Here is a 17,409-nt window from a genome sequence, read left to right as displayed (position 1 = left end):
CGCCTGGCGTTGCGGTTACTCCACGGCCTTGACCATGTCTTCGAGCACCTTCTTGGCGTCGCCGAAGACCATCATCGTGCGGTCCATGTAGAACAGTTCGTTGTCCAGCCCGGCATAGCCCGAGGCCATGGAGCGCTTGTTCACGATGACCGTGCGCGCCTTGTAGGCCTCGAGGATGGGCATGCCGGCGATGGGTGACTTGGGATCGTTCTTGGCGGCCGGGTTGACCACGTCGTTCGCGCCCAGCACCAGCACAACATCGGTCTGGCCGAACTCGCTGTTGATGTCTTCCATCTCGAAGACCTGGTCGTAAGGCACTTCGGCCTCGGCCAGCAGTACGTTCATGTGGCCGGGCATGCGGCCGGCCACCGGATGGATCGCGTACTTCACGGTCACGCCCCGCGCGGTCAGCTTTTCGGCCAGTTCCTTCAGCGCATGCTGGGCCCGCGCGACAGCCAGGCCGTAGCCCGGCACGATGGTGACGCTTTCGGCGTTGGTCATCAGGAACGCCGCGTCGTCCGGGCTGCCCGAATTGACGCTGCGCTGCTGCGCAGCGCCTGCCGCCGCGCCGCCGCCCGCTTGCCCGCCAAAGCCGCCCAGGATCACGTTGAAGAACGACCGGTTCATCGCCTTGCACATGATGTAGGACAGGATGGCGCCCGACGAGCCCACCAGCGAGCCGGCGATGATCAGCATGGGGTTGTTCAGCGAGAAGCCGATGCCCGCCGCCGCCCAGCCGGAATAGCTGTTCAGCATCGACACCACCACCGGCATGTCCGCGCCGCCGATCGGGATGATGATCAGCACGCCCAGCACGAAGGCGATGAGCGTCATGATGATGAACGGCGTCCATTCCTGCGTGAGCATGAACCAGAGGCCGCAACCCAGCATCGCCAGCGCCAGCGCCAGATTCAGCATGTGCTGGCCGGGGAACACCACGGGCGCGCCCTGGAACAGCCGGAACTTGTATTTGCCGGACAGCTTGCCGAAGGCGATGACCGAACCCGAGAACGTGATGGCGCCCACGAACGTGCCGATGAAGAGCTCGAAGCGGTTGCCGGTCGGGATGGCCATGCCGGGCGGCGCAATGCCGAAGGCGTGCGGCTCGGCCACGACGGCCACGGCGATCGCGACCGCCGCCAGGCCGATCATGCTGTGCATGAAGGCGACCAGCTCCGGCATCTTGGTCATCTCGACGCGCTTGGCCATCAGCGTACCGATGGAGCCGCCGACCAGCAGCCCCAGCACGACCCAGCCCAGCCCGATCGTGGCCGTGCCGCTGCGCGCCAGCCCGATGATGAGCGCCGCGGTGGTCACCACGGCGATCGCCATGCCGGCCATGCCGAAGGCGTTGCCCAGGCGCGAGGTGGTGGGATGCGACAGGCCCTTGAGCGCCTGGATGAAGCAGACCGAGGCAATCAGGTAGAGCAGGGTGACGAGGTTCAGCGAGATCATTTCGCTTCCTCCTTGCCCGGCTTGCGGTCCTTCTTCTTGAACATTTCAAGCATGCGCCGCGTCACGAGAAAACCGCCAAAAACGTTGACGGCGGCCAGCGCCACCGCGAAGACGCCCATGCCGCGCGCCAGTCCGCCTTCGGTCAGCGCGGCGGCCAGCATCGCGCCGACGATGATGATCGCGGAAATGGCATTGGTGACCGCCATGAGCGGCGTGTGCAGCGCGGGCGTGACGTTCCAGACCACGTGGTAGCCCACATAGATGGCCAGCACGAAGATGATCAGATTCATCAGGGTGGGGTTGATCGCTTCCATGGTCACGTCCTCCGCGTCACATTGCCGCCTTCGCACACCAGGCAGGCTGCCACGATTTCATCGTCGCGCTGGATCGCCAGCGCGCCGTCCGCATTGATGATGAGCTTCAGGAAATCCAGGATGTTGCGCGCGTAGAGCGCCGAGGCGTCGGTCGCGACCAGGCCGGGCAGGTTGGTCAGTCCGATGATCGTCACGCCGTGCTTTTCGACGATTTGCCCTTTTTCCGACAGCGGGCAGTTGCCGCCACGTTCGACGGCAAGATCCACCAGCACCGAGCCGGGCTTCATGGCCGCGACCGTGTCCGCCGAAACCAGCGTGGGGGCGGGCCGTCCCGGGATCAGCGCGGTGGTGATAACGATGTCCGCCTGCTTGCAGCGTTCGGACACCAGCGCGGCCTGGCGCGCCATCCAGGCGGGCGGCATGGGCCGCGCGTAGCCGCCCGTGCCTTGCGCGATCTCGCGCTCTTCGTCGGTTTCGAACGGCACGTCGATGAACTTGGCGCCCAGCGATTCGACCTGTTCACGGGCGGCGGGCCGCACGTCGGAGGCTTCGACCACTGCGCCCAGCCGCTTGGCGGTGGCGATGGCCTGCAGGCCGGCCACGCCGGTGCCCAGGACGACGGCGCGCGCGGCTTTCAGGGTGCCGGCGGCGGTCATCATCATGGGGATCAGCCGGCCGTAGTGATGGGCCGCAAGCAGCACGGCCTTGTAGCCGGCCAGGTTGGCCTGCGACGACAGCACGTCCAGGCTTTGCGCGCGGGTGATGCGCGGCGCGGCTTCCAGCGCGAAGCCGGTCAGGCCCGCGGCGGCCATTTGCGCCAGACCTTCGGCGTCGAAGGGATCGAGCATGCCCACGACCACGGCGCCCGGCTTCATGCGGGGCAATTCTTCGGGGGCGGGCGCGCGAACCTTCATGACCAGTTCGGCGCCCAGGGCTTCCTGGGCTGAACCGAGCGTGGCGCCCGCGGCGACATAGGCATCATCGAGATAGCGGGCGGCGGCGCCGGCTCCACTTTCCACAACGACGGTGTGCTTGCCGCCCACGTACTTCTTGACGGTCTCCGGTGTTGCTGCGACACGGGTTTCCCCGTCTCGGGTTTCCTTAGGTATCCCGATGTGCATCGACGCCTCTCCTCAGAAGGTTCGCCGTAGTTATACACGGAATGTGCGCTCTTACGCCTCCCCCGTTTTGGCCGCTTGCGCGGGGCCAAAAAAAAACCCCATGGCGAACCATGGGGCGTGGGGCTTGCAACCCGGCGTCTGGACGGGCGGCGTTTCTTATGCCGTCTGCGCGCGGGTCCAGGTGATCAGCGCGGCGGTAAGGTCGCGCAGATCGGCCTTCAGCCGGCCGTAGTTGTCGGTCGGACGAAGCGACACTTCGTCCATGTAGAGCTTGCGGTTGATCTCGATCTGCAGGCTGTGGCGGCCTTCTTGCGGGCGGCCGAACGCGCGCACCAGTTCCACGCCCTTGTAGGGATCGTTCACGGTGACGTTGTAGCCGCGCTCGCGCAGCCAGGCGGCGATGAATTCGCGGAAGGCTGGATCGCTGGTGCTGCCGTCGCGGTCGCCCAGCACAAAGTCGGGATGGACCAGGCCCGGGCGATCGGTGGCGAAGGCGCCGGCCACGCTGGGCATCGAGTGGCAGTTGATGTGCCAGACCTTGCCGAACTTGCGGTGGGCGTTGTCCAGCACCTGACCAAGCGCGGCGTGATAGGGCTTCCAGCAGGCATCGATGCGGTGGCGCACTTCGTCCACCGTGAGCTTGCGGTTGTACAGCGGGGTGCCGTCATCGAGCATGCGCCAGATCAGACCCTTGCCCAGCTTGACCTTGGGCGAGGGGTTGATTGCGTCGGGCCATGCCGCGTCCAGCAGCAATTCGTCGATCTCGTCGGCGGCGCGGTTGGCGTCGATATAGGCGCGCGGGAACGCCGCGGCGATCATCGGTACGCCCATCTCGATGGCGTCGCCCCACAGATCGTCAACCCAGGTGTCCTCGGCCGTGCGCAAGGCGCCAAAGTCCACCGCGGCGGCGAAATCGGGGGGGTAGGTCGTGCCGCTGTGCGGGGAATCCAGCACGAGAGGGACCGAGATTTCCGAATCGGGATAGTGCTGCGGGAGGTCGAAGCGGTAGGACAGGGGCTGGGTAAGTCGCATAAGGGGGTACTGCGTTCGTGAATCGGAGGTCCTCGCGCGCCACGGGCACGCGAGGACCGAAGACCGGTTAGTCGATCTTCACGTTGGCTTCTTTGGCGATGCGCTTGTTCTTGGCGATTTCAGCCGAGATCTGCGCGCCGAATTCGGCCGGGGTGTTGGCAGCGGGCGAGGCGCCGAGGGCGGCAAGGCGGCTCTTGACGTCTTCTTCGGCGCTGACCTTCTGGACGGCGGCGTTCAGCTTGGCCAGCACGGGGGCGGGCAGCTTGGCCGGGGCGACCAGGCCGAACCACGAGGCATCGTTCACGGCCGGCAGGCCGGCTTCGGCGAACGTGGGCACGTTGGGCAGCGAGGCGACGCGCTGCGGCGAGGCGACGGCCATGGCGATCAGGCGGCCGGACTGGACGTGCGGCAGCGTGGAGGGCAGGTTGTCATACATGACGTCGACCTGGCCGGCCAGCGCGTCGTTCAGCGCGGGGCCCACGCCACGGTACGGCACGTGCATCAGGTCGGTGCCCGAGGCCATCTTGAACAGTTCGCCCATCATGTGCGAGACCGAACCGTTGCCGGCCGACGCGTACGTCAGCTTGCCGGGCTGGCTCTTGGCCAGCGTGATGAATTCGGCGATGGTCTTGGCCTGGACCTTCGGGTTGATGGTCATGATGTTCGGCACGGCAGCCAGGTTCGAGACGGGCGTGAAGTCCTTCTCGCCATCGAACGGCAGGTTCGGGTAGATGGCCGGGTTGATGCCGTGCGTGCTGACGGTGGCGATGCCCAGGACGTAGCCGTCCGGCGCGCTGCTGGCGACGAAGGCGCTGCCGATCGAGCCGCCGGCGCCGCCGCGGTTTTCCACGACGACGGTCTGGCCCAGTTCCTTGCCGAGCTTGTCGGCGAACAGGCGGCCGACGATGTCGGTGGTGCCGCCGGGCGGGAAGGGAACGATCAGGCGGATGGGCTTGCTGGGATACGCATCTTCAGCGTGCGCGATACCCGAGGTCAGTGGCGTGGCCAGGGTCGCGGCGGCGACACACAGGCCCAGGACTACATTACGGCGTTGCATGAATTCCCCTACTAATGAATGAACAGCGGATGCGCAAAGGCAGACGCAAACCCGACGATTCTTTCCTGGCGGGCAGGTTTGCGCAAACGAAAGATTCTCCGTAAGCTATGACTTTTTTTCATACCTCTTTTCGGCAGGCCCTCGTCGGCGTTACTTTTCTGTAGCATCCGTCGCCCGCGCCTTTGCCGTCATCATGCCCGCAGGGCAAGGGAGCCCCACATTCGGTGGGGGCTGTAGATGAGGCGTTTCTGTCCCTCTTTAACGGATCTCCAGGCGTTCGAAGTTGCCGCCCGGCACAGCAGTTTCACGCGCGCCGCGCAGGAATTGTGCGTGACACAGGGGGCCGTGAGTAAACAGGTGAAACATCTGGAAGAGTTCGTCGGCGTCGAACTATTCCTACGAATCAGGCAAGGCCTGGTTCTGACCGAAGCAGGCCGCAGCTATCTGGCCAAGATCCAGGCCGGTCTCGGCCAGATCGAAGCGGCCACCGTCGAGCTGATCGCGCACCAGGGGCGCGGCGGCACGCTCAACCTGACCTGTATGCCGACGTTCGGCGCGCGGTGGCTGATTCCGCGGCTGACCGCCTTCATGCGCCTGCGGCCAGACATCCACGTGGAGTTCCTGCCGCACCGCCAGGGCTACGACTTCTCCACACCCGAATTGGACGCCGCCGTGCGCTTCGGCGAGGGGCTGTGGCCCGGCAGCGGCGCGGACTACATCGTGGGCCGCGAGATCTTGCCGGTCTGTAGTCCCCGCCTGATCGCGGGCGGGTGCCAGTCGCCCGAAGACCTGCTGGCATATCCGCTGCTGCACCATACGTCGGCCCTGGAAGGCTGGCGCGACTGGTTCGAGCAGGCTGGCTGCGATACGCGGCGCAGCCTGGAAGGCGCCCGGTTCGATCAGTACGCGCTGCTGTCGCAGGCCGCCGCGGCGGGCTTCGGCGTGGCGCTGATCCCGCGCTGCCTGATCGAGGACGAGCTGCGCGACGGCAAGCTGGCCATCGCGATGCAGTTGCCGATCCGCGCGCGGATGGGCTATTACCTGTGCTACCCCGAGCAGAAGGCCAATCTGCCCACCCTGCAGGCTTTCCGCGCCTGGCTGATGGAAGTGTCGCGCGCCGCCGAACCGCAGCCGCGGGAAGACGCCTTGTCCGATCTAAAATAGCCGCATCATGAGTCAAACATCCACCAAGAAAGGCCGCGTTGTCGTCGGCATGTCCGGCGGGGTCGATTCTTCGGTCACCGCCTGGCTGCTCAAACAGCAAGGCTACGAGGTCGTCGGCCTGTTCATGAAGAACTGGGAAGACGACGACGATTCCGAATACTGCTCCACCCGCCAGGATCTCCTGGACGCCGCCAGCGTCGCGGACCTGGTCGGCGTCGAGTTCGAATACGTCAACTTCGCCGCCGAATACAAGGACCGCGTGTTCGCGGATTTCCTGCGCGAATACTCCGCGGGCCGTACGCCCAACCCCGACGTCCTGTGCAATGCCGAGATCAAGTTCAAGGCGTTCCTCGACCACGCCATGGCGCTGGGCGCAGAACACATCGCGACCGGCCATTACGCCCGCGTGCGCGAAGCGCCCGCTGAGGGCGGCGGCTCGCAGTTCCAGTTGCTGAAGGCGCTGGACGCATCCAAGGACCAGAGCTACTTCCTGCATCGCCTGAACCAGGCGCAGTTGTCGCGCACGCTGTTTCCGCTGGGCGAGATCCACAAGACCGAAGTGCGGCGCATCGCGCACGAGATCGGCCTGCACAACGCCGCCAAGAAGGATTCCACCGGGATCTGCTTCATCGGCGAGCGGCCGTTCCGGGAATTTCTGAACCGTTACCTGCCCACCGAGCCCGGTTCCATCCTGACGCCCGAAGGGCAGAAGGTCGGCCGCCACGAAGGGCTTTCGTTCTACACGCTGGGCCAGCGCAAGGGGCTGGGCGTGGGCGGCGTCAAGGGCCGCCAGCGGGACGATGGCACGGCCGAGGCTTGGTACGTGGCGCGCAAGGATCTGGAACGCAACGTGCTGTACGTCGTGCAGGGGCATGACCATCCTTGGCTGCTGTCCGGCGATCTGAAGGCGCAGGACGCGAGCTGGGTGGCCGGCCACCCGCCGGCAGCGGGCGCCTACGGCGCCAAGACCCGCTATCGGCAAGCCGACGCGGCCTGCCGCCTGGGCGATGCGGCGCCCGAGACGTTTTCGCTGGATTTCACCGAGCCGCAATGGGCGGTGACGCCGGGGCAGTCGGCCGTGCTATACGATGGCGAGGTTTGCCTGGGTGGCGGGATCATTATTTAAGCAGTCCCCGCTGCACGTAACCAAGGCCCCCCGGAGCCATGCCCGCGGGGCCTTGTTCATGACAATAAAACTGAGGAGACGGTTGTGGATGTGACGATGGTGATCTGCCTGCTGGTGTTGGGCGGAGTGGTCGGCTTTGCCGCGGGCCTGCTGGGCATTGGCGGCGGCATGCTGCTGGTTCCCTTTTTGACGATGCTGTTCACCTGGCAGGGCATGCCGGCCGACCTGGTGGTGCACGCCGCGATCGCCACGTCCATGACGTCGATCCTCTTTACCTCCATTTCCAGCGTGCGCGCTCACCAGCAGCGGGGCACCATCAAGTGGCGCATCGTCGCGGCGATGGCGCCGGGCATCATCATCGGCGGGCTGCTGTCGGGCGGCGCAGTGTTTGCCGCGCTGAGCACGCTGTGGCTGTCGCTGTTCTTCGCGTTGTTCGTGGGCTACTCCGGCTGGAGCATGCTGCGCAACAAGAAGCCCAAGCCCACGCGTCAGATGCCGGGCGTGGTCGGCACCAGTGCGGCGGGGGCGGGCATCGGCTTCCTGTCGGGCCTGGTCGGCGCCGGGGGCGGCTTTCTGTCGGTGCCGTTCATGGTCTGGTGCAACGTGGCCCTGCACAATGCGGTGTCGACCTCGGCGGCGCTGGGTTTTCCCATCGCGCTGGCCAACAGCGTCGGTTATATCGTTTCGGGCCTGAACGAAGCCCAGACGTATCCGGGGATGCTCGGCTTCATTTACTGGCCGGCACTGCTGGCGCTGGTCTGCACCAGCGTGCTGACGGCGCCGCTGGGTGCGCGCATGGCCCATCGCCTGCCGGTACAGACGCTCAAGCGCGTGTTCGCCGCGCTGCTGTTCGCACTCGCGGCTTACATGCTGTTCAAGGCGTGGCAGACCTGGACGGTTTGATCGATATACGGAAAACCGGCCGCAGAAAGCGGCCGGACGAAAAAACGCCCGGTCGAGCCGGGCGTTTTTGCGGGCATTTCTGGCCGGCCGTCAGGCCGTCTTGGGCACCGTGTCGATGAACGACTGGCGCTGGGACAGCTTGTCGTACAGGCGGGCCAGATTGGGCTGGCCGGTGCGCCAGTCCAGGGTGGGAAAGCGCAGGTCCAGGTAGCCCAGGGCACAGCCGACCGCGATATCCGCCAGGCTGTAGTTGATGCCCATGCAATGGGCGTTGTCGCCCAGGCTTTTGTTCATGGCGTCCAGGCTGGCGTGGATCTTGCCGTATTGGCGTTCGATCCATTCGGGGCTGCGCTGGGCCTCGGGGCGCTGGTTTTCCTTGACGATGGTCACGCAGGCGTCCAGGACGCCATCGGCGATGGCTTCCCAGCATTTGACGGCTGCGCGATCGCGCCCTTGCTGAGGAATCAGCCGGGCCACGGGAGACAAGGTGTCCACGTATTCGACGATGACGCGCGAATCGAACAGGGCGCCGCCGTCTTCCATCACCAGGCAGGGGACCTTGCCCAGCGGGTTGTACGTTTGGATCTGCGTGTCGGCGGACCAGACGTTTTCGAGTTCAAGCCGGTAGTCCAGCTTTTTCTCGGCCATGACGATACGCACTTTGCGCACGTAGGGACTGGTAAGCGAGCCGATCAGTTTCATGGAGTCACAAGCGGAGTCGGAAAGCGGCCGAAGTATAGCAGGCTGTATGACGGCCGGAATTGTCCGCAGGGCGGAATCTTCGTCAGTTTGCCACAATGTCAGGCGGCCCCGGATGATAAAATCGCCGGGTTTTCCCATCCGTCGCTTTTTCCCTACCCAGACCATGCAAATCGCCGATCAGCTGAGCCAACTTAATGCCCTTTCGCCACTGGATGGCCGCTACGCTTCCCGGGGCGACGCGCTGCGCGGTCTGCTGTCCGAAGCCGGCTTCATGGCGCACCGCGTCGAAGTCGAGGTCGCCTGGCTGATCGCCTTGTCGGACGCCGGCCTGCCCGAGCTGCCGGCCTTCTCCGAGGCCGCCCGCGCGCGCCTGGCCCAGTTGGTCGCCAACTTCTCCGAGGCGGACGCCGGCCGCATCAAGGATATCGAGCGCGTCACCAACCACGACGTGAAGGCCGTCGAGTACTGGCTGAAAGAAAAGGTCGCCGATGACGCCGAACTGGCCCGCGCCGCAGAATTCATCCACTTCGCCTGCACGTCCGAAGACATCAACAACACCTCGCACGCGCTGATGCTGTCGCGCGCCCGCGACCAGGTCGTGGTGCCGCGCCTGCGCGAAGTCGCCGCCAAGCTGAACGACCTGGCCGTCGCCAACGCCGATCAGCCGCTGCTGTCGCGCACCCACGGCCAGCCCGCCAGCCCGACTACGCTGGGCAAGGAATTCGCCAACGTGGCCGCGCGCCTGAACCGCGCCATCGCCGCCGTCGTGGCCGTCGAGCCCCTGGCCAAGCTGAACGGCGCAACGGGCAACTACAACGCCCACCTGTCCGCCTATCCCGAAATCAACTGGCCCGAGTTCAGCAAGCGTGTGCTGACCGGTCTGGGCCTGACCCAGAACCGCCACACCATCCAGATCGAACCGCATGACTGGATGTCCGCGCTTTTCGACGCGATTACCCGCGCCAACATCATCATCCTGGACCTGGATCGCGACATCTGGGGCTACGTGGCGCTGGGCTACTTCAAGCAGCGCCTGAAGGAAGGCGAGGTCGGTTCGTCGACCATGCCGCACAAGGTCAACCCGATCGACTTCGAAAACTCCGAAGGCAACCTGGGTCTGGCCAACGCCGTGCTGCGCCATCTGGCCGACAAGCTGCCGATCTCCCGCTGGCAGCGCGACCTGACCGATTCCACCGTCCTGCGCAACCTCGGCGTGGGCCTGGGCTACTGCCTGGTCGCTTGGGACGCCTGCATGCGCGGCCTGGGCAAGCTCGAAGTCAACACGGCTGCCATCGACGCCGATATCGACGCCTGCTGGGAAGTGCTGGCCGAGCCGGTGCAGACCGTCATGCGCCGCTATGGCCTGCCGCAGCCGTACGAGCAGCTCAAGGCCTTGACGCGCGGCAAGGGCATCACCGAAGAGGCTCTGCGAGAATTCATCCAGGGCCTGGCGCTGCCTGAAGAGCCCAAGGCCCGCCTCCTGGCGATGACCCCGCGCTCGTACATTGGTCTGGCTGCCGAGCTGGCCCGGGCGGTATAGTCGCCGTGCCGCGCGCGTCACGCGCGCGGCTTTCACGTTGTACCTACGGGAGAAATCAATGAAGAAGTTGTCCACGCTCGCTGCGCTGGCCTGTATGACGGTGGGTCCGCTGCTGGCAACGTCCGCCTCCGCGCAATTCGCCAAGCCCGAAGATGCCGTCAAGTACCGCCAGTCGGCGCTTGCACTGATCGGCTCGCACTTCGGCCGCATGGCGCCGGTGGTCAAGGGCCAGGCGCCCTATGACGCCGCGCAGATCAAGGCCAACGTCGATGTGCTGAAGACGCTGTCGGCGTTGCCGTGGGCGGGTTTCGGCCCGGGTACGGAAGGCGGTGACGCCCGTCCCGAAATCTGGAGCGACGCGGCTGGCTTCAAGCAGAAGCAGCAGGCGTTCCAGGACAACATCGTGAAACTGTCGGCAGCCGCCGATGCCGGCGATCTGGACAAGCTGCGCGCGGCCTTCGGCGACGTCGGCGCAAGCTGCAAGGCCTGCCACGATTCGTACCGCAAGAAGAAATAAGGCATCGGGCCGTTGTCAGATCCGGCCCGTCGTCCTGGAAAGCAAAAAGCCCCGTCAAGGGGCTTTTTTCATGGGCTGTTCGCTTGGGCAGAGTCAGGAGAACGACATGTCGGACACGACCTCGAGCGATCGTATCCACAGCACCAGTCCGGTCGCGCAGGCGCCCAGCAACAGCGCGCGCAGCCAGATGGCCAGGCCGTCCTGAGCGGGCGGCGTGCCGGCGGGGACGTCCTTGGCATCGACGTTGCCGGTGATGATGGCGCGCACCAGACGCTTGCGGCGCACTACCACGTACCAGGTGACGGCCAGCAGGTGCAGGGCGACCAGGCCGATGATGACCCATTCATTGAGCTTGTGCCAGGACGTCATGGCGCTGGCGGTGGCTTCGGATACGTGCCCGAACAGCGGGCCCTGCGTCATGATGTCGTCGGTGGTGAACAGGCCGCTGACCGCCTGAAAGCCCACGACCAGCAGCAATGCCATGACCGACAGGGCGCCCAGCGGATTGTGGCCGGCGGGCGCGGCGGCGCCCTTCAGGTAGCGGGCCACCGCGCCGGGGCCGCGAACGAAATGCGCGAACCTGGCATAGCGCGGTCCGGCAAAGCCCCACAGCACGCGGAAGATGATGAGGCCCAGCGCCGTACAGCCGAAGCGCACGTGCCAGTCCATGTACAGGCCGCCCAGCTTCACGCTGACGAACGCGCCGACGATGCAGACGACAAGCCCCCAGTGAAAGAGGCGGGTGGGAAGGTCCCAGATGCGGACCGCAAGACGATTGTTCTGCATGGTGAGATCAGCGGGCTGAAGTTGCAGGGAATTTATCACGCACAAAGCAAACCGCCGCGGGGTAAGAGCGGCGGTGTTGAGTCTGCTTAGCGGGCGTTGCGGCGCACCGGTTCGATGCGATGCACGTGCTCGTGGCGGAACCGGATGCGCTGGGCGGGCGTCTTTTGCGCGGGCGCGCCGCACGGCACGACTTCGGTGGTGTAGGTGGTGGTGCCGTTGATCGGCGCGTTGAAGATGACCGTGGCGCGGATCTCGGGGCCGTTGGCCGGCTTCAGGTAGACGATGTCGCCGATGTGGATGGGCATGTCGTCAAGCTGCGTATGGGCCGGGCGGCGGATCAGTTCGGTGGTGGTGAAACGAGTATTCATGTTGTGTTCTCTTTAGGTTCTAGTTATTGGAAAAGCTGCGTCTTGTCATGGTGCGCGCAAGCCGGGTAAATGCAGGGCACTGGCCGGACCTTCGCGAAGCGCCTTGTCCGCCGGATGTATTGGACAGGCGTTACATGACACTAACGCATTGCTGCTGCCGTTCTTTTGCGCATTCTCATGTTTTTTGCGCGCCGGGCCGGCGTGGTGATGCCTTCGTCCAGTCCTGGCGGGCATCGGTCGGGCTGCAGGGCGCAGGCGGGCCATACACAGGCATGGTTGCCGGCGCGGTAGCGTGCGCCGATGCAGCCCTGGGTGCGCACAGAGTGGGTTGGCTCTGGCGCTCGCGGGGGTTGGACCGCGGCATGCGTCGCTGCTTCCGGAAAAGCAACGTGTTGTTTGGGTGTATCTGCTTCAGGCCGATCCGGACTGGCGGATGGGCGAAGGCGTGTGGTTTCCGATGGTGCTCTGGGTTTGCGTATTTTGCGTTGTACTTCGCAAGGACGCAGAGCTTACGGGTAGTGGATCTGATTGTGGCAGCGGCTTTTTGCGGCCAGCCTGGGGTGAGCCTTGGTGTGAGCAGTTCGTGGCGGACATGGCGTACCGGGGTACGACTGCGCAGATCCAACCGACGATAATATCGGATAACACGCGATTATGCAAGCATTTTCGGCCGGATAGGCATCCGGCCGAGCAAATACGCGTTAGTGCGCCGCGGGACGGGCCTGGCGTTGGGCCTCGATGATCAGGCCTTCCAGGCGCGGCGACATGCGCAGCGCCACTTGGGCGCTGGTCGTGCCGTCGGGCTGCGGCAAGGTTTCCAGCGCCAGTTCGATGCGCTCGTCGTCAAAGGCCTCAGGCGCCGCCTGAATCTCTACATAGCGTTCCAGCAGCGCGTCCACGGCTTTCTGGGCGTCCGCCAGCGCTTCTTCCGACAGCTTGCCGTGGCCGAGGTACTGGTTGACCACCCGCGCCAGGTCGTTCATGAAAAGGAGCAAGGCGTTCGCGCCGCGGCAATCCGGGAGCGTGAAACCCCAGGGCAGGGGAGAAGCGTTTTGAGTCATCGGGTCAGCCAGTGTGTGTTGCGGGCGGCCGGGCGCCGCCGAATCCGTGATTTTAGAGGACGCCGCCGCCGGGGGCATGTGCGCGGCTCTCCCTGTGTCAACTCGCTTCGATGGCAACAAATTTCGCCCCATTCGGATCCAAGCTCGGGGCTACCGGATAATCTTCCCGTAATCTGCAGAATCGGAGTGCAAAAGGATGCGCATGGGTTGGGTTCGCGCGTGGGTGGCGGGCATGGCGGCGGTTTCGATGCTGTTGCTGGCGGCCTGCGTCAACAAGGAGCCGCAGGAGCGCGCCGCGTTCATACAGGTTCTGCAAGTCCGCATGAACAACGTGACGCTCGTGCCGATCGGTCTGTTGAGCAAGCAGGAAAAGGACGCGATCGGGGATTACGACGACGCCTACGAAGTAATGACGGATTTCCAGGACGCCATGGCCAAGGCGGCCGCGCCGCTGCGCGAAGTGCTGTCCGTGGAGACGATCCGGTCGGTAAGCGAGATCGTGGAGCGCAAGGCCAGCCTGCAGGCGGCGCGCAAGACGCTGGCAGACAGCGCCGCGCAGGTCCAGGCGGCGCGAAGCAAGGCCGACAAGGCGTGCGCGGCCTTGACATTGCCCGCCGATCTGGCGCCCGTGTATGACGGTGTCTACGACGAGGCGGTGACAGCGCCGGCTGCCGACATGATGGAGGCCGCGGCCAGGATGGACTCGGTCGCCCGCGACGCGCTGGGCATTGCGGACTTCGTGGCTGCCAATGGCGCGGACGTCACCTTCGAGGATGGACAGACGAAGGTGGCGAAACCGACGTTGCAACAGGAACTGAACCTGCGTCTGCAAGCGCTGAATGCGCAGTCCGACGGTCTTGAAGCCGCCCGCGCCACGCTGCTGCAGGCAGCGAGCGCCGGCTCGAAGGCGCCATAGCCGTGGATCAGCCTCGTCCCGATGCAAGTGGCGCCAGGCGGCGCTTTGTACAATGCGGCTCTCGCGGCGCATGCCGTGCCTTGGACACACCATGAGCGAATCTTCAGGCGTGCATTACAGAACCTTCGTGCTTTTGCTGGTGGTGGTCACCATCGCGTTCGGCTGGCTGTTGTGGCCTTTCTATGGGGCCGTATTCTGGGGCACCATTCTGGCCATTCTTTTCGCGCCCTTGCAGCGCCGCCTGGTGGTGCGCATTGGCGGCCGGCGCAATCTCGCCGCGCTCATCACGCTGCTGCTGGTGCTGCTGCTGGTGATTCTTCCGTTGGTCGTGATCAGCGGGTCGCTGGTGAGCGAAGGCGCGAGCCTCTATCAAAGCATCAAGTCAGGCCAGATCAACTTTGGCGCGTACTTCCAGCAGGCAATGGACGCCTTGCCGCCGTCCGTGCATGCGCTGCTGGCGCGCTTCGACCTGGCCGACATTCCCAGCCTGCAGGACAAGCTGAGCGCCGGCGCGATGCAGGCAAGCCAGTTCCTGGCGACCCAAGCCCTGAACATCGGACAGGACACGTTCCAGTTCGTGGTCAGCTTCGGCATCATGCTGTATCTGCTCTTCTTCCTGCTGCGTGACGGGCCCCAGCTTTCGGCCCGGCTGCGGCGCGCGGTGCCGCTGAGCGACATGCACAAGCAGCACCTGTTCCGCAAATTCACGACCGTCGTGCGCGCCACCGTAAAGGGCAACGTCGCGGTGGCTGCGGCGCAGGGCGCGCTGGGCGGCATCATCTTCTCAATCCTGTCGATCCAGGGCGCGTTGCTGTGGGGCGTGATCATGGCGTTCCTGTCGCTGCTTCCGGCGATTGGCGCGGGACTGATCTGGGCGCCGGTGGCCGTGTACTTCCTGCTGACGGGCTCCGTGGTCAAGGGCGCCGTGCTCATCGCGTTCGGCGTGCTGGTCATCGGCATGGTCGACAACATCCTGCGCCCCATTCTCGTGGGCAAGGATACGAAGATGCCCGACTACGTGATCCTGATCTCCACGCTTGGCGGGATGGCGCTGTTCGGCCTGAACGGCTTTGTCATCGGTCCGCTGATCGCGGCGCTGTTCATGGCAAGCTGGGATCTGTTCTCGCCCGCGGCAAGTGATCCGACGGTCGTCCCCGCAGCGAGCGCGCCGTTGCCGGGCAACCCCGTCGCCGGCACGCCGGCGGCAGCGGGCGGCGCCACTGCCGGTACGCAGGCCGCGCTGGCCCGGGATCGCCAGTCCCGCGACGATTGACCGAGCCGGGCGCCCATGTGCGCCCGGCCGGGTGTATGGTGTAGCAGCGCCGGCCATTGCGGCCGGCCTTTCGTGTCAACTTCGCCAAACAGGAGCGCGTTGGATATGGAATGGAAACTGCATCGGTCGGGCTGGATCGAAGAACGCAACTTTGACATCGAATTTGCCGAAACGCCTGAGGGGTACCACACCCGCGTACGCGTCTTCGGCTTTCCCATCCTGGAAGACACCAAGCACGTGTTCCCCAACGAGGCGCTGGCCGAAAAAGGCGCGCTGACGCTGCTCAAGAGCCAATTTACCGGCACGCCGGATCTGGAAGAGACGTAGGCCGCAAAAGGCGGCAGCGGGCGCGTTCTGCAATAATCTCTGAGTTTCCATCCAGGCCCGGCGGGGGGTGCCGGGAGGGCGTACGGGGAGGCGCATGAGCCCACGGGTGTTGTTTAGGTCGAACGTCCGCGCAATGCGGAACCTGAGTGGCGAGGCGCGCCATGTCTGACGGCGAAACGCGTGCGGGCGTGCGCCGCCGCCAGGCGCGCCGCTACTCCATGCGCACGGGCCTGCTGGCCCTTGTCTTTGCCTGTATCACCCCCGCGCTCATCGTGGCGACGGTCGCGGTCTACGAAAGCTACGTCATCCAGAAGGAACGCATCTTTCGCGACACCATCTTTCTGGCGCGCAATCTCACGGCAATCCTCGATCGCGAGCTCACGGGCGTCGAAGCCGGCTTGCAGATGCTGGCGTCATCGCCGGACCTGGTCGAAGGAGACCTTGCCGGTTTTCATCGCCGTGCGCGCGAGTCCGTGCGGTTCCAGATCGTCGACAGCTACGTCCTGACCGACAAGGAAGGGCGCCAGATCATCAACACGCAAGTGCCCTACGGCACGGCGTTGCCGTCCACCGGCGCGCCGGATGAGCTGCTTCGCGTCTTCCAATCGCGCATGCCGGTGCTGACGGGGTTGTTCACCGGCGGTCTGACCAAGGATCCCACCATCGCGCTCGGCGTGCCGGTCGTGCGAGGCGGGGAGGTGGTCTACAGCCTGAATGTGGGGCTGTCGCCCGAACGCATCGGCAATGTGTTGGGCCGCCGCGCCTTGCCCGAGGGCTGGGTGGCTGCCGTGCTGGACGACGCCGGAACCATCGTCGCCCGCACCCGCGACACGTCGAAATTCGTTGGCCAGAAGGCGGTGCCCGCGCTGGCCCGCGCCGTGCAGCAGGAAGGCGAGGGGTCTCTCGAAACGATCACCAAGGAAGGCACGCCGGTCTACACCGCGTTCAGCCGGTCGGCACTGTCGGGCTGGACGGTTGCCGCCGGCGCGCCGATGCAATTGCTGACCACGGACCTTTATCGTTCCATTGCGTGGATCGGTATGGGCACGTTGTTCGCGTTCGGCCTGGGGCTGTGGCTGGCGATCAGGCTGGCGAGCCGGCTGACGTCGGCCGTGCAGGGGCTCGTCGCGCCGGCGTTGGCGCTGGGCGAGGGCCGTACCGTGGAACTGCCAGCCACACGCATCAAGGAAGCCCAGGAGGTGGGCGCCGCCATGCTGCAGGCGTCGCGCATGCTGGCGCGCGCGCAGCATCTGGCGCACTACGATCCGCTGACTGGTCTGTGCAACCGGGTGCTGTTCGGCGAACTCGTGCTGCGTGAGCTGGCGGTCGCGCAGCGCAGCGGCGAGGCGTTCTCGATCCTGGCCATCGACCTGGACGGCTTCAAGGCTGTCAACGATATGCATGGCCATGCCGCGGGCGATACGGTGCTGAAAGAGGCCGCCGACCGCATGGCAAGCGCCATCCGGGTTTCCGACGTGGCGGCACGGCTGGGCGGTGACGAGTTTGCCGTGTTGTTGCTGGGCGCCAACCAGGAGAACGCGCGGCTGGTTGCCGAGGCGCTGGTCGAGAGCCTGTCGCTGCCGTATCCCAACGTGCGCGTCGCGGTGTCGGCGAGCATCGGCATCGCCGTGTATCCGCAATCGGGCACGACCATGCTGCAGTTGCTCGAGCGCGCGGACGTGGCGTTGTATCGGGCCAAGGGTCTGGGCAAGCGGCGGGTGGCGCTGGATCAGTAAGCCCGCCGCGG

General features: G+C 65.4%; 18 protein-coding genes. 9 read left to right on the top strand and 9 right to left on the bottom strand.

Annotated features, from left to right (window positions below; translation table 11 throughout):
• Nucleotides 1–15 precede the first annotated feature (15 nt).
• The 5 genes from B3098_RS05725 to B3098_RS05705 all read right to left on the bottom strand — a co-directional run bounded on the left by B3098_RS05725 (nt 16) and on the right by B3098_RS05705 (nt 4,979).
• Nucleotides 16–1,455, bottom strand: coding sequence for an NAD(P)(+) transhydrogenase (Re/Si-specific) subunit beta (locus B3098_RS05725; protein ID WP_286892867.1), 1,440 nt, complete (start codon nt 1,453–1,455; stop codon nt 16–18).
• Nucleotides 1,452–1,769 (bottom strand): NAD(P) transhydrogenase subunit alpha, encoded by a 318-nt coding sequence (locus B3098_RS05720; RefSeq protein WP_006224972.1) that lies wholly within the window; start codon nt 1,767–1,769, stop codon nt 1,452–1,454. The genes B3098_RS05725 and B3098_RS05720 overlap by 4 nt, the downstream gene beginning before the upstream one ends.
• A 2-nt stretch (nt 1,770–1,771) precedes the next feature.
• Nucleotides 1,772–2,890, bottom strand: coding sequence for a Re/Si-specific NAD(P)(+) transhydrogenase subunit alpha (locus tag B3098_RS05715; RefSeq protein WP_279973011.1), 1,119 nt, complete (start codon nt 2,888–2,890; stop codon nt 1,772–1,774).
• Nucleotides 2,891–3,046: 156 nt separating this feature from the next.
• A complete protein-coding gene (locus B3098_RS05710; protein ID WP_175138766.1) occupies nt 3,047–3,922 on the bottom strand; it encodes an N-formylglutamate amidohydrolase in 876 nt (291 codons plus the stop codon).
• A gap of 67 nt (nt 3,923–3,989) precedes the next feature.
• Entirely contained in the window at nt 3,990–4,979 is a 990-nt protein-coding gene (locus B3098_RS05705) for a Bug family tripartite tricarboxylate transporter substrate binding protein (protein WP_175124614.1), read from the bottom strand.
• Nucleotides 4,980–5,216: 237 nt separating this feature from the next.
• Between B3098_RS05705 and gcvA the strand changes: the two genes are divergently transcribed.
• The 3 genes from gcvA to B3098_RS05690 all read left to right on the top strand — a co-directional run bounded on the left by gcvA (nt 5,217) and on the right by B3098_RS05690 (nt 8,172).
• Entirely contained in the window at nt 5,217–6,143 is a 927-nt protein-coding gene (gcvA, locus tag B3098_RS05700; protein ID WP_175124613.1) for a transcriptional regulator GcvA, read from the top strand.
• A 7-nt stretch (nt 6,144–6,150) separates the two neighbouring features.
• Nucleotides 6,151–7,269 carry a tRNA 2-thiouridine(34) synthase MnmA gene (gene mnmA / locus B3098_RS05695; protein WP_286892849.1) on the top strand — a complete coding sequence of 373 codons (1,119 nt, stop codon included), beginning with the start codon at nt 6,151–6,153 and terminating at the stop codon, nt 7,267–7,269.
• Nucleotides 7,270–7,353: 84 nt separating this feature from the next.
• On the top strand, nt 7,354–8,172 hold the full coding sequence (locus B3098_RS05690) for a sulfite exporter TauE/SafE family protein (RefSeq protein ID WP_175124611.1): 819 nt from the start codon (nt 7,354–7,356) through the stop codon (nt 8,170–8,172).
• A gap of 90 nt (nt 8,173–8,262) precedes the next feature.
• Here B3098_RS05690 and B3098_RS05685 read toward each other — a convergent pair whose 3' ends face one another.
• Nucleotides 8,263–8,874, bottom strand: a complete 612-nt coding sequence (locus tag B3098_RS05685; protein WP_279973007.1) for a glutathione S-transferase — start codon at nt 8,872–8,874, stop codon at nt 8,263–8,265.
• A gap of 163 nt (nt 8,875–9,037) precedes the next feature.
• On the opposite strand from B3098_RS05685, the gene purB reads away from it, so the two are divergent.
• On the top strand, nt 9,038–10,414 hold the full coding sequence (gene purB, locus B3098_RS05680) for an adenylosuccinate lyase (RefSeq protein WP_175124609.1): 1,377 nt from the start codon (nt 9,038–9,040) through the stop codon (nt 10,412–10,414).
• 58 nt (nt 10,415–10,472) lie between these two features.
• Complete coding sequence (locus B3098_RS05675; protein ID WP_175124608.1) at nt 10,473–10,931, top strand: c-type cytochrome; 459 nt, start codon at nt 10,473–10,475, stop codon at nt 10,929–10,931.
• Between the two features lie 93 nt (nt 10,932–11,024).
• Here B3098_RS05675 and B3098_RS05670 read toward each other — a convergent pair whose 3' ends face one another.
• The 3 genes from B3098_RS05670 to B3098_RS05660 all read right to left on the bottom strand — a co-directional run bounded on the left by B3098_RS05670 (nt 11,025) and on the right by B3098_RS05660 (nt 13,146).
• Nucleotides 11,025–11,717 (bottom strand): cytochrome b/b6 domain-containing protein, encoded by a 693-nt coding sequence (locus B3098_RS05670; protein ID WP_279973004.1) that lies wholly within the window; start codon nt 11,715–11,717, stop codon nt 11,025–11,027.
• A gap of 86 nt (nt 11,718–11,803) precedes the next feature.
• Nucleotides 11,804–12,085, bottom strand: coding sequence for a hypothetical protein (locus tag B3098_RS05665; RefSeq protein ID WP_175124606.1), 282 nt, complete (start codon nt 12,083–12,085; stop codon nt 11,804–11,806).
• A gap of 701 nt (nt 12,086–12,786) precedes the next feature.
• Entirely contained in the window at nt 12,787–13,146 is a 360-nt protein-coding gene (locus B3098_RS05660; protein ID WP_175138763.1) for a hypothetical protein, read from the bottom strand.
• Between the two features lie 202 nt (nt 13,147–13,348).
• Here B3098_RS05660 and B3098_RS05655 point away from each other — a divergent pair, with 202 nt between their 5' ends.
• The 4 genes from B3098_RS05655 (at nt 13,349) to B3098_RS05640 (ending at nt 17,398) form a co-directional block, all read left to right on the top strand.
• Entirely contained in the window at nt 13,349–14,062 is a 714-nt protein-coding gene (locus B3098_RS05655) for a DUF3053 family protein (RefSeq protein ID WP_286892843.1), read from the top strand.
• 91 nt (nt 14,063–14,153) lie between these two features.
• A complete protein-coding gene (locus B3098_RS05650; RefSeq protein WP_246282972.1) occupies nt 14,154–15,335 on the top strand; it encodes an AI-2E family transporter in 1,182 nt (393 codons plus the stop codon).
• 105 nt (nt 15,336–15,440) lie between these two features.
• Nucleotides 15,441–15,662: a hypothetical protein gene (locus B3098_RS05645; protein WP_191576547.1), complete on the top strand. Its 222-nt coding sequence runs from the start codon at nt 15,441–15,443 to the stop codon at nt 15,660–15,662.
• A 161-nt stretch (nt 15,663–15,823) separates the two neighbouring features.
• Nucleotides 15,824–17,398, top strand: a complete 1,575-nt coding sequence (locus B3098_RS05640) for a sensor domain-containing diguanylate cyclase (protein ID WP_279972997.1) — start codon at nt 15,824–15,826, stop codon at nt 17,396–17,398.
• Nucleotides 17,399–17,409 lie beyond the last annotated feature (11 nt).

It is taken from the genome of Achromobacter sp. UBA2119 (genome assembly GCF_002331005.1).
Classification (GTDB): domain Bacteria; phylum Pseudomonadota; class Gammaproteobacteria; order Burkholderiales; family Burkholderiaceae_B; genus Achromobacter; species Achromobacter animicus.
The sequence above is the reverse complement of the archived record's forward strand: the minus strand, read 5'-3'. Positions and strand labels throughout refer to the sequence as shown.

Bases quoted from the DNA above. Each gene is read 5' to 3' on its own strand.
- B3098_RS05705 (WP_175124614.1), bottom strand. From the start codon at position 4,979: ATGCAACGCCGTAATGTAGTCCTGGGCCTGTGTGTCGCCGCCGCGACC.
- gcvA (WP_175124613.1), top strand. From the start codon at position 5,217: ATGAGGCGTTTCTGTCCCTCTTTAACGGATCTCCAGGCGTTCGAAGTT.
- B3098_RS05710 (WP_175138766.1), bottom strand. From the start codon at position 3,922: ATGCGACTTACCCAGCCCCTGTCCTACCGCTTCGACCTCCCGCAGCAC.
- purB (WP_175124609.1), top strand. From the start codon at position 9,038: ATGCAAATCGCCGATCAGCTGAGCCAACTTAATGCCCTTTCGCCACTG.
- B3098_RS05660 (WP_175138763.1), bottom strand. From the start codon at position 13,146: ATGACTCAAAACGCTTCTCCCCTGCCCTGGGGTTTCACGCTCCCGGAT.
- B3098_RS05645 (WP_191576547.1), top strand. From the start codon at position 15,441: ATGGAATGGAAACTGCATCGGTCGGGCTGGATCGAAGAACGCAACTTT.
- B3098_RS05650 (WP_246282972.1), top strand. From the start codon at position 14,154: ATGAGCGAATCTTCAGGCGTGCATTACAGAACCTTCGTGCTTTTGCTG.
- B3098_RS05655 (WP_286892843.1), top strand. From the start codon at position 13,349: ATGGGTTGGGTTCGCGCGTGGGTGGCGGGCATGGCGGCGGTTTCGATG.
- B3098_RS05640 (WP_279972997.1), top strand. From the start codon at position 15,824: ATGTCTGACGGCGAAACGCGTGCGGGCGTGCGCCGCCGCCAGGCGCGC.
- B3098_RS05685 (WP_279973007.1), bottom strand. From the start codon at position 8,874: ATGAAACTGATCGGCTCGCTTACCAGTCCCTACGTGCGCAAAGTGCGT.
- B3098_RS05725 (WP_286892867.1), bottom strand. From the start codon at position 1,455: ATGATCTCGCTGAACCTCGTCACCCTGCTCTACCTGATTGCCTCGGTC.
- B3098_RS05720 (WP_006224972.1), bottom strand. From the start codon at position 1,769: ATGGAAGCGATCAACCCCACCCTGATGAATCTGATCATCTTCGTGCTG.
- B3098_RS05715 (WP_279973011.1), bottom strand. From the start codon at position 2,890: ATGCACATCGGGATACCTAAGGAAACCCGAGACGGGGAAACCCGTGTC.
- B3098_RS05670 (WP_279973004.1), bottom strand. From the start codon at position 11,717: ATGCAGAACAATCGTCTTGCGGTCCGCATCTGGGACCTTCCCACCCGC.
- mnmA (WP_286892849.1), top strand. From the start codon at position 6,151: ATGAGTCAAACATCCACCAAGAAAGGCCGCGTTGTCGTCGGCATGTCC.
- B3098_RS05665 (WP_175124606.1), bottom strand. From the start codon at position 12,085: ATGAATACTCGTTTCACCACCACCGAACTGATCCGCCGCCCGGCCCAT.
- B3098_RS05675 (WP_175124608.1), top strand. From the start codon at position 10,473: ATGAAGAAGTTGTCCACGCTCGCTGCGCTGGCCTGTATGACGGTGGGT.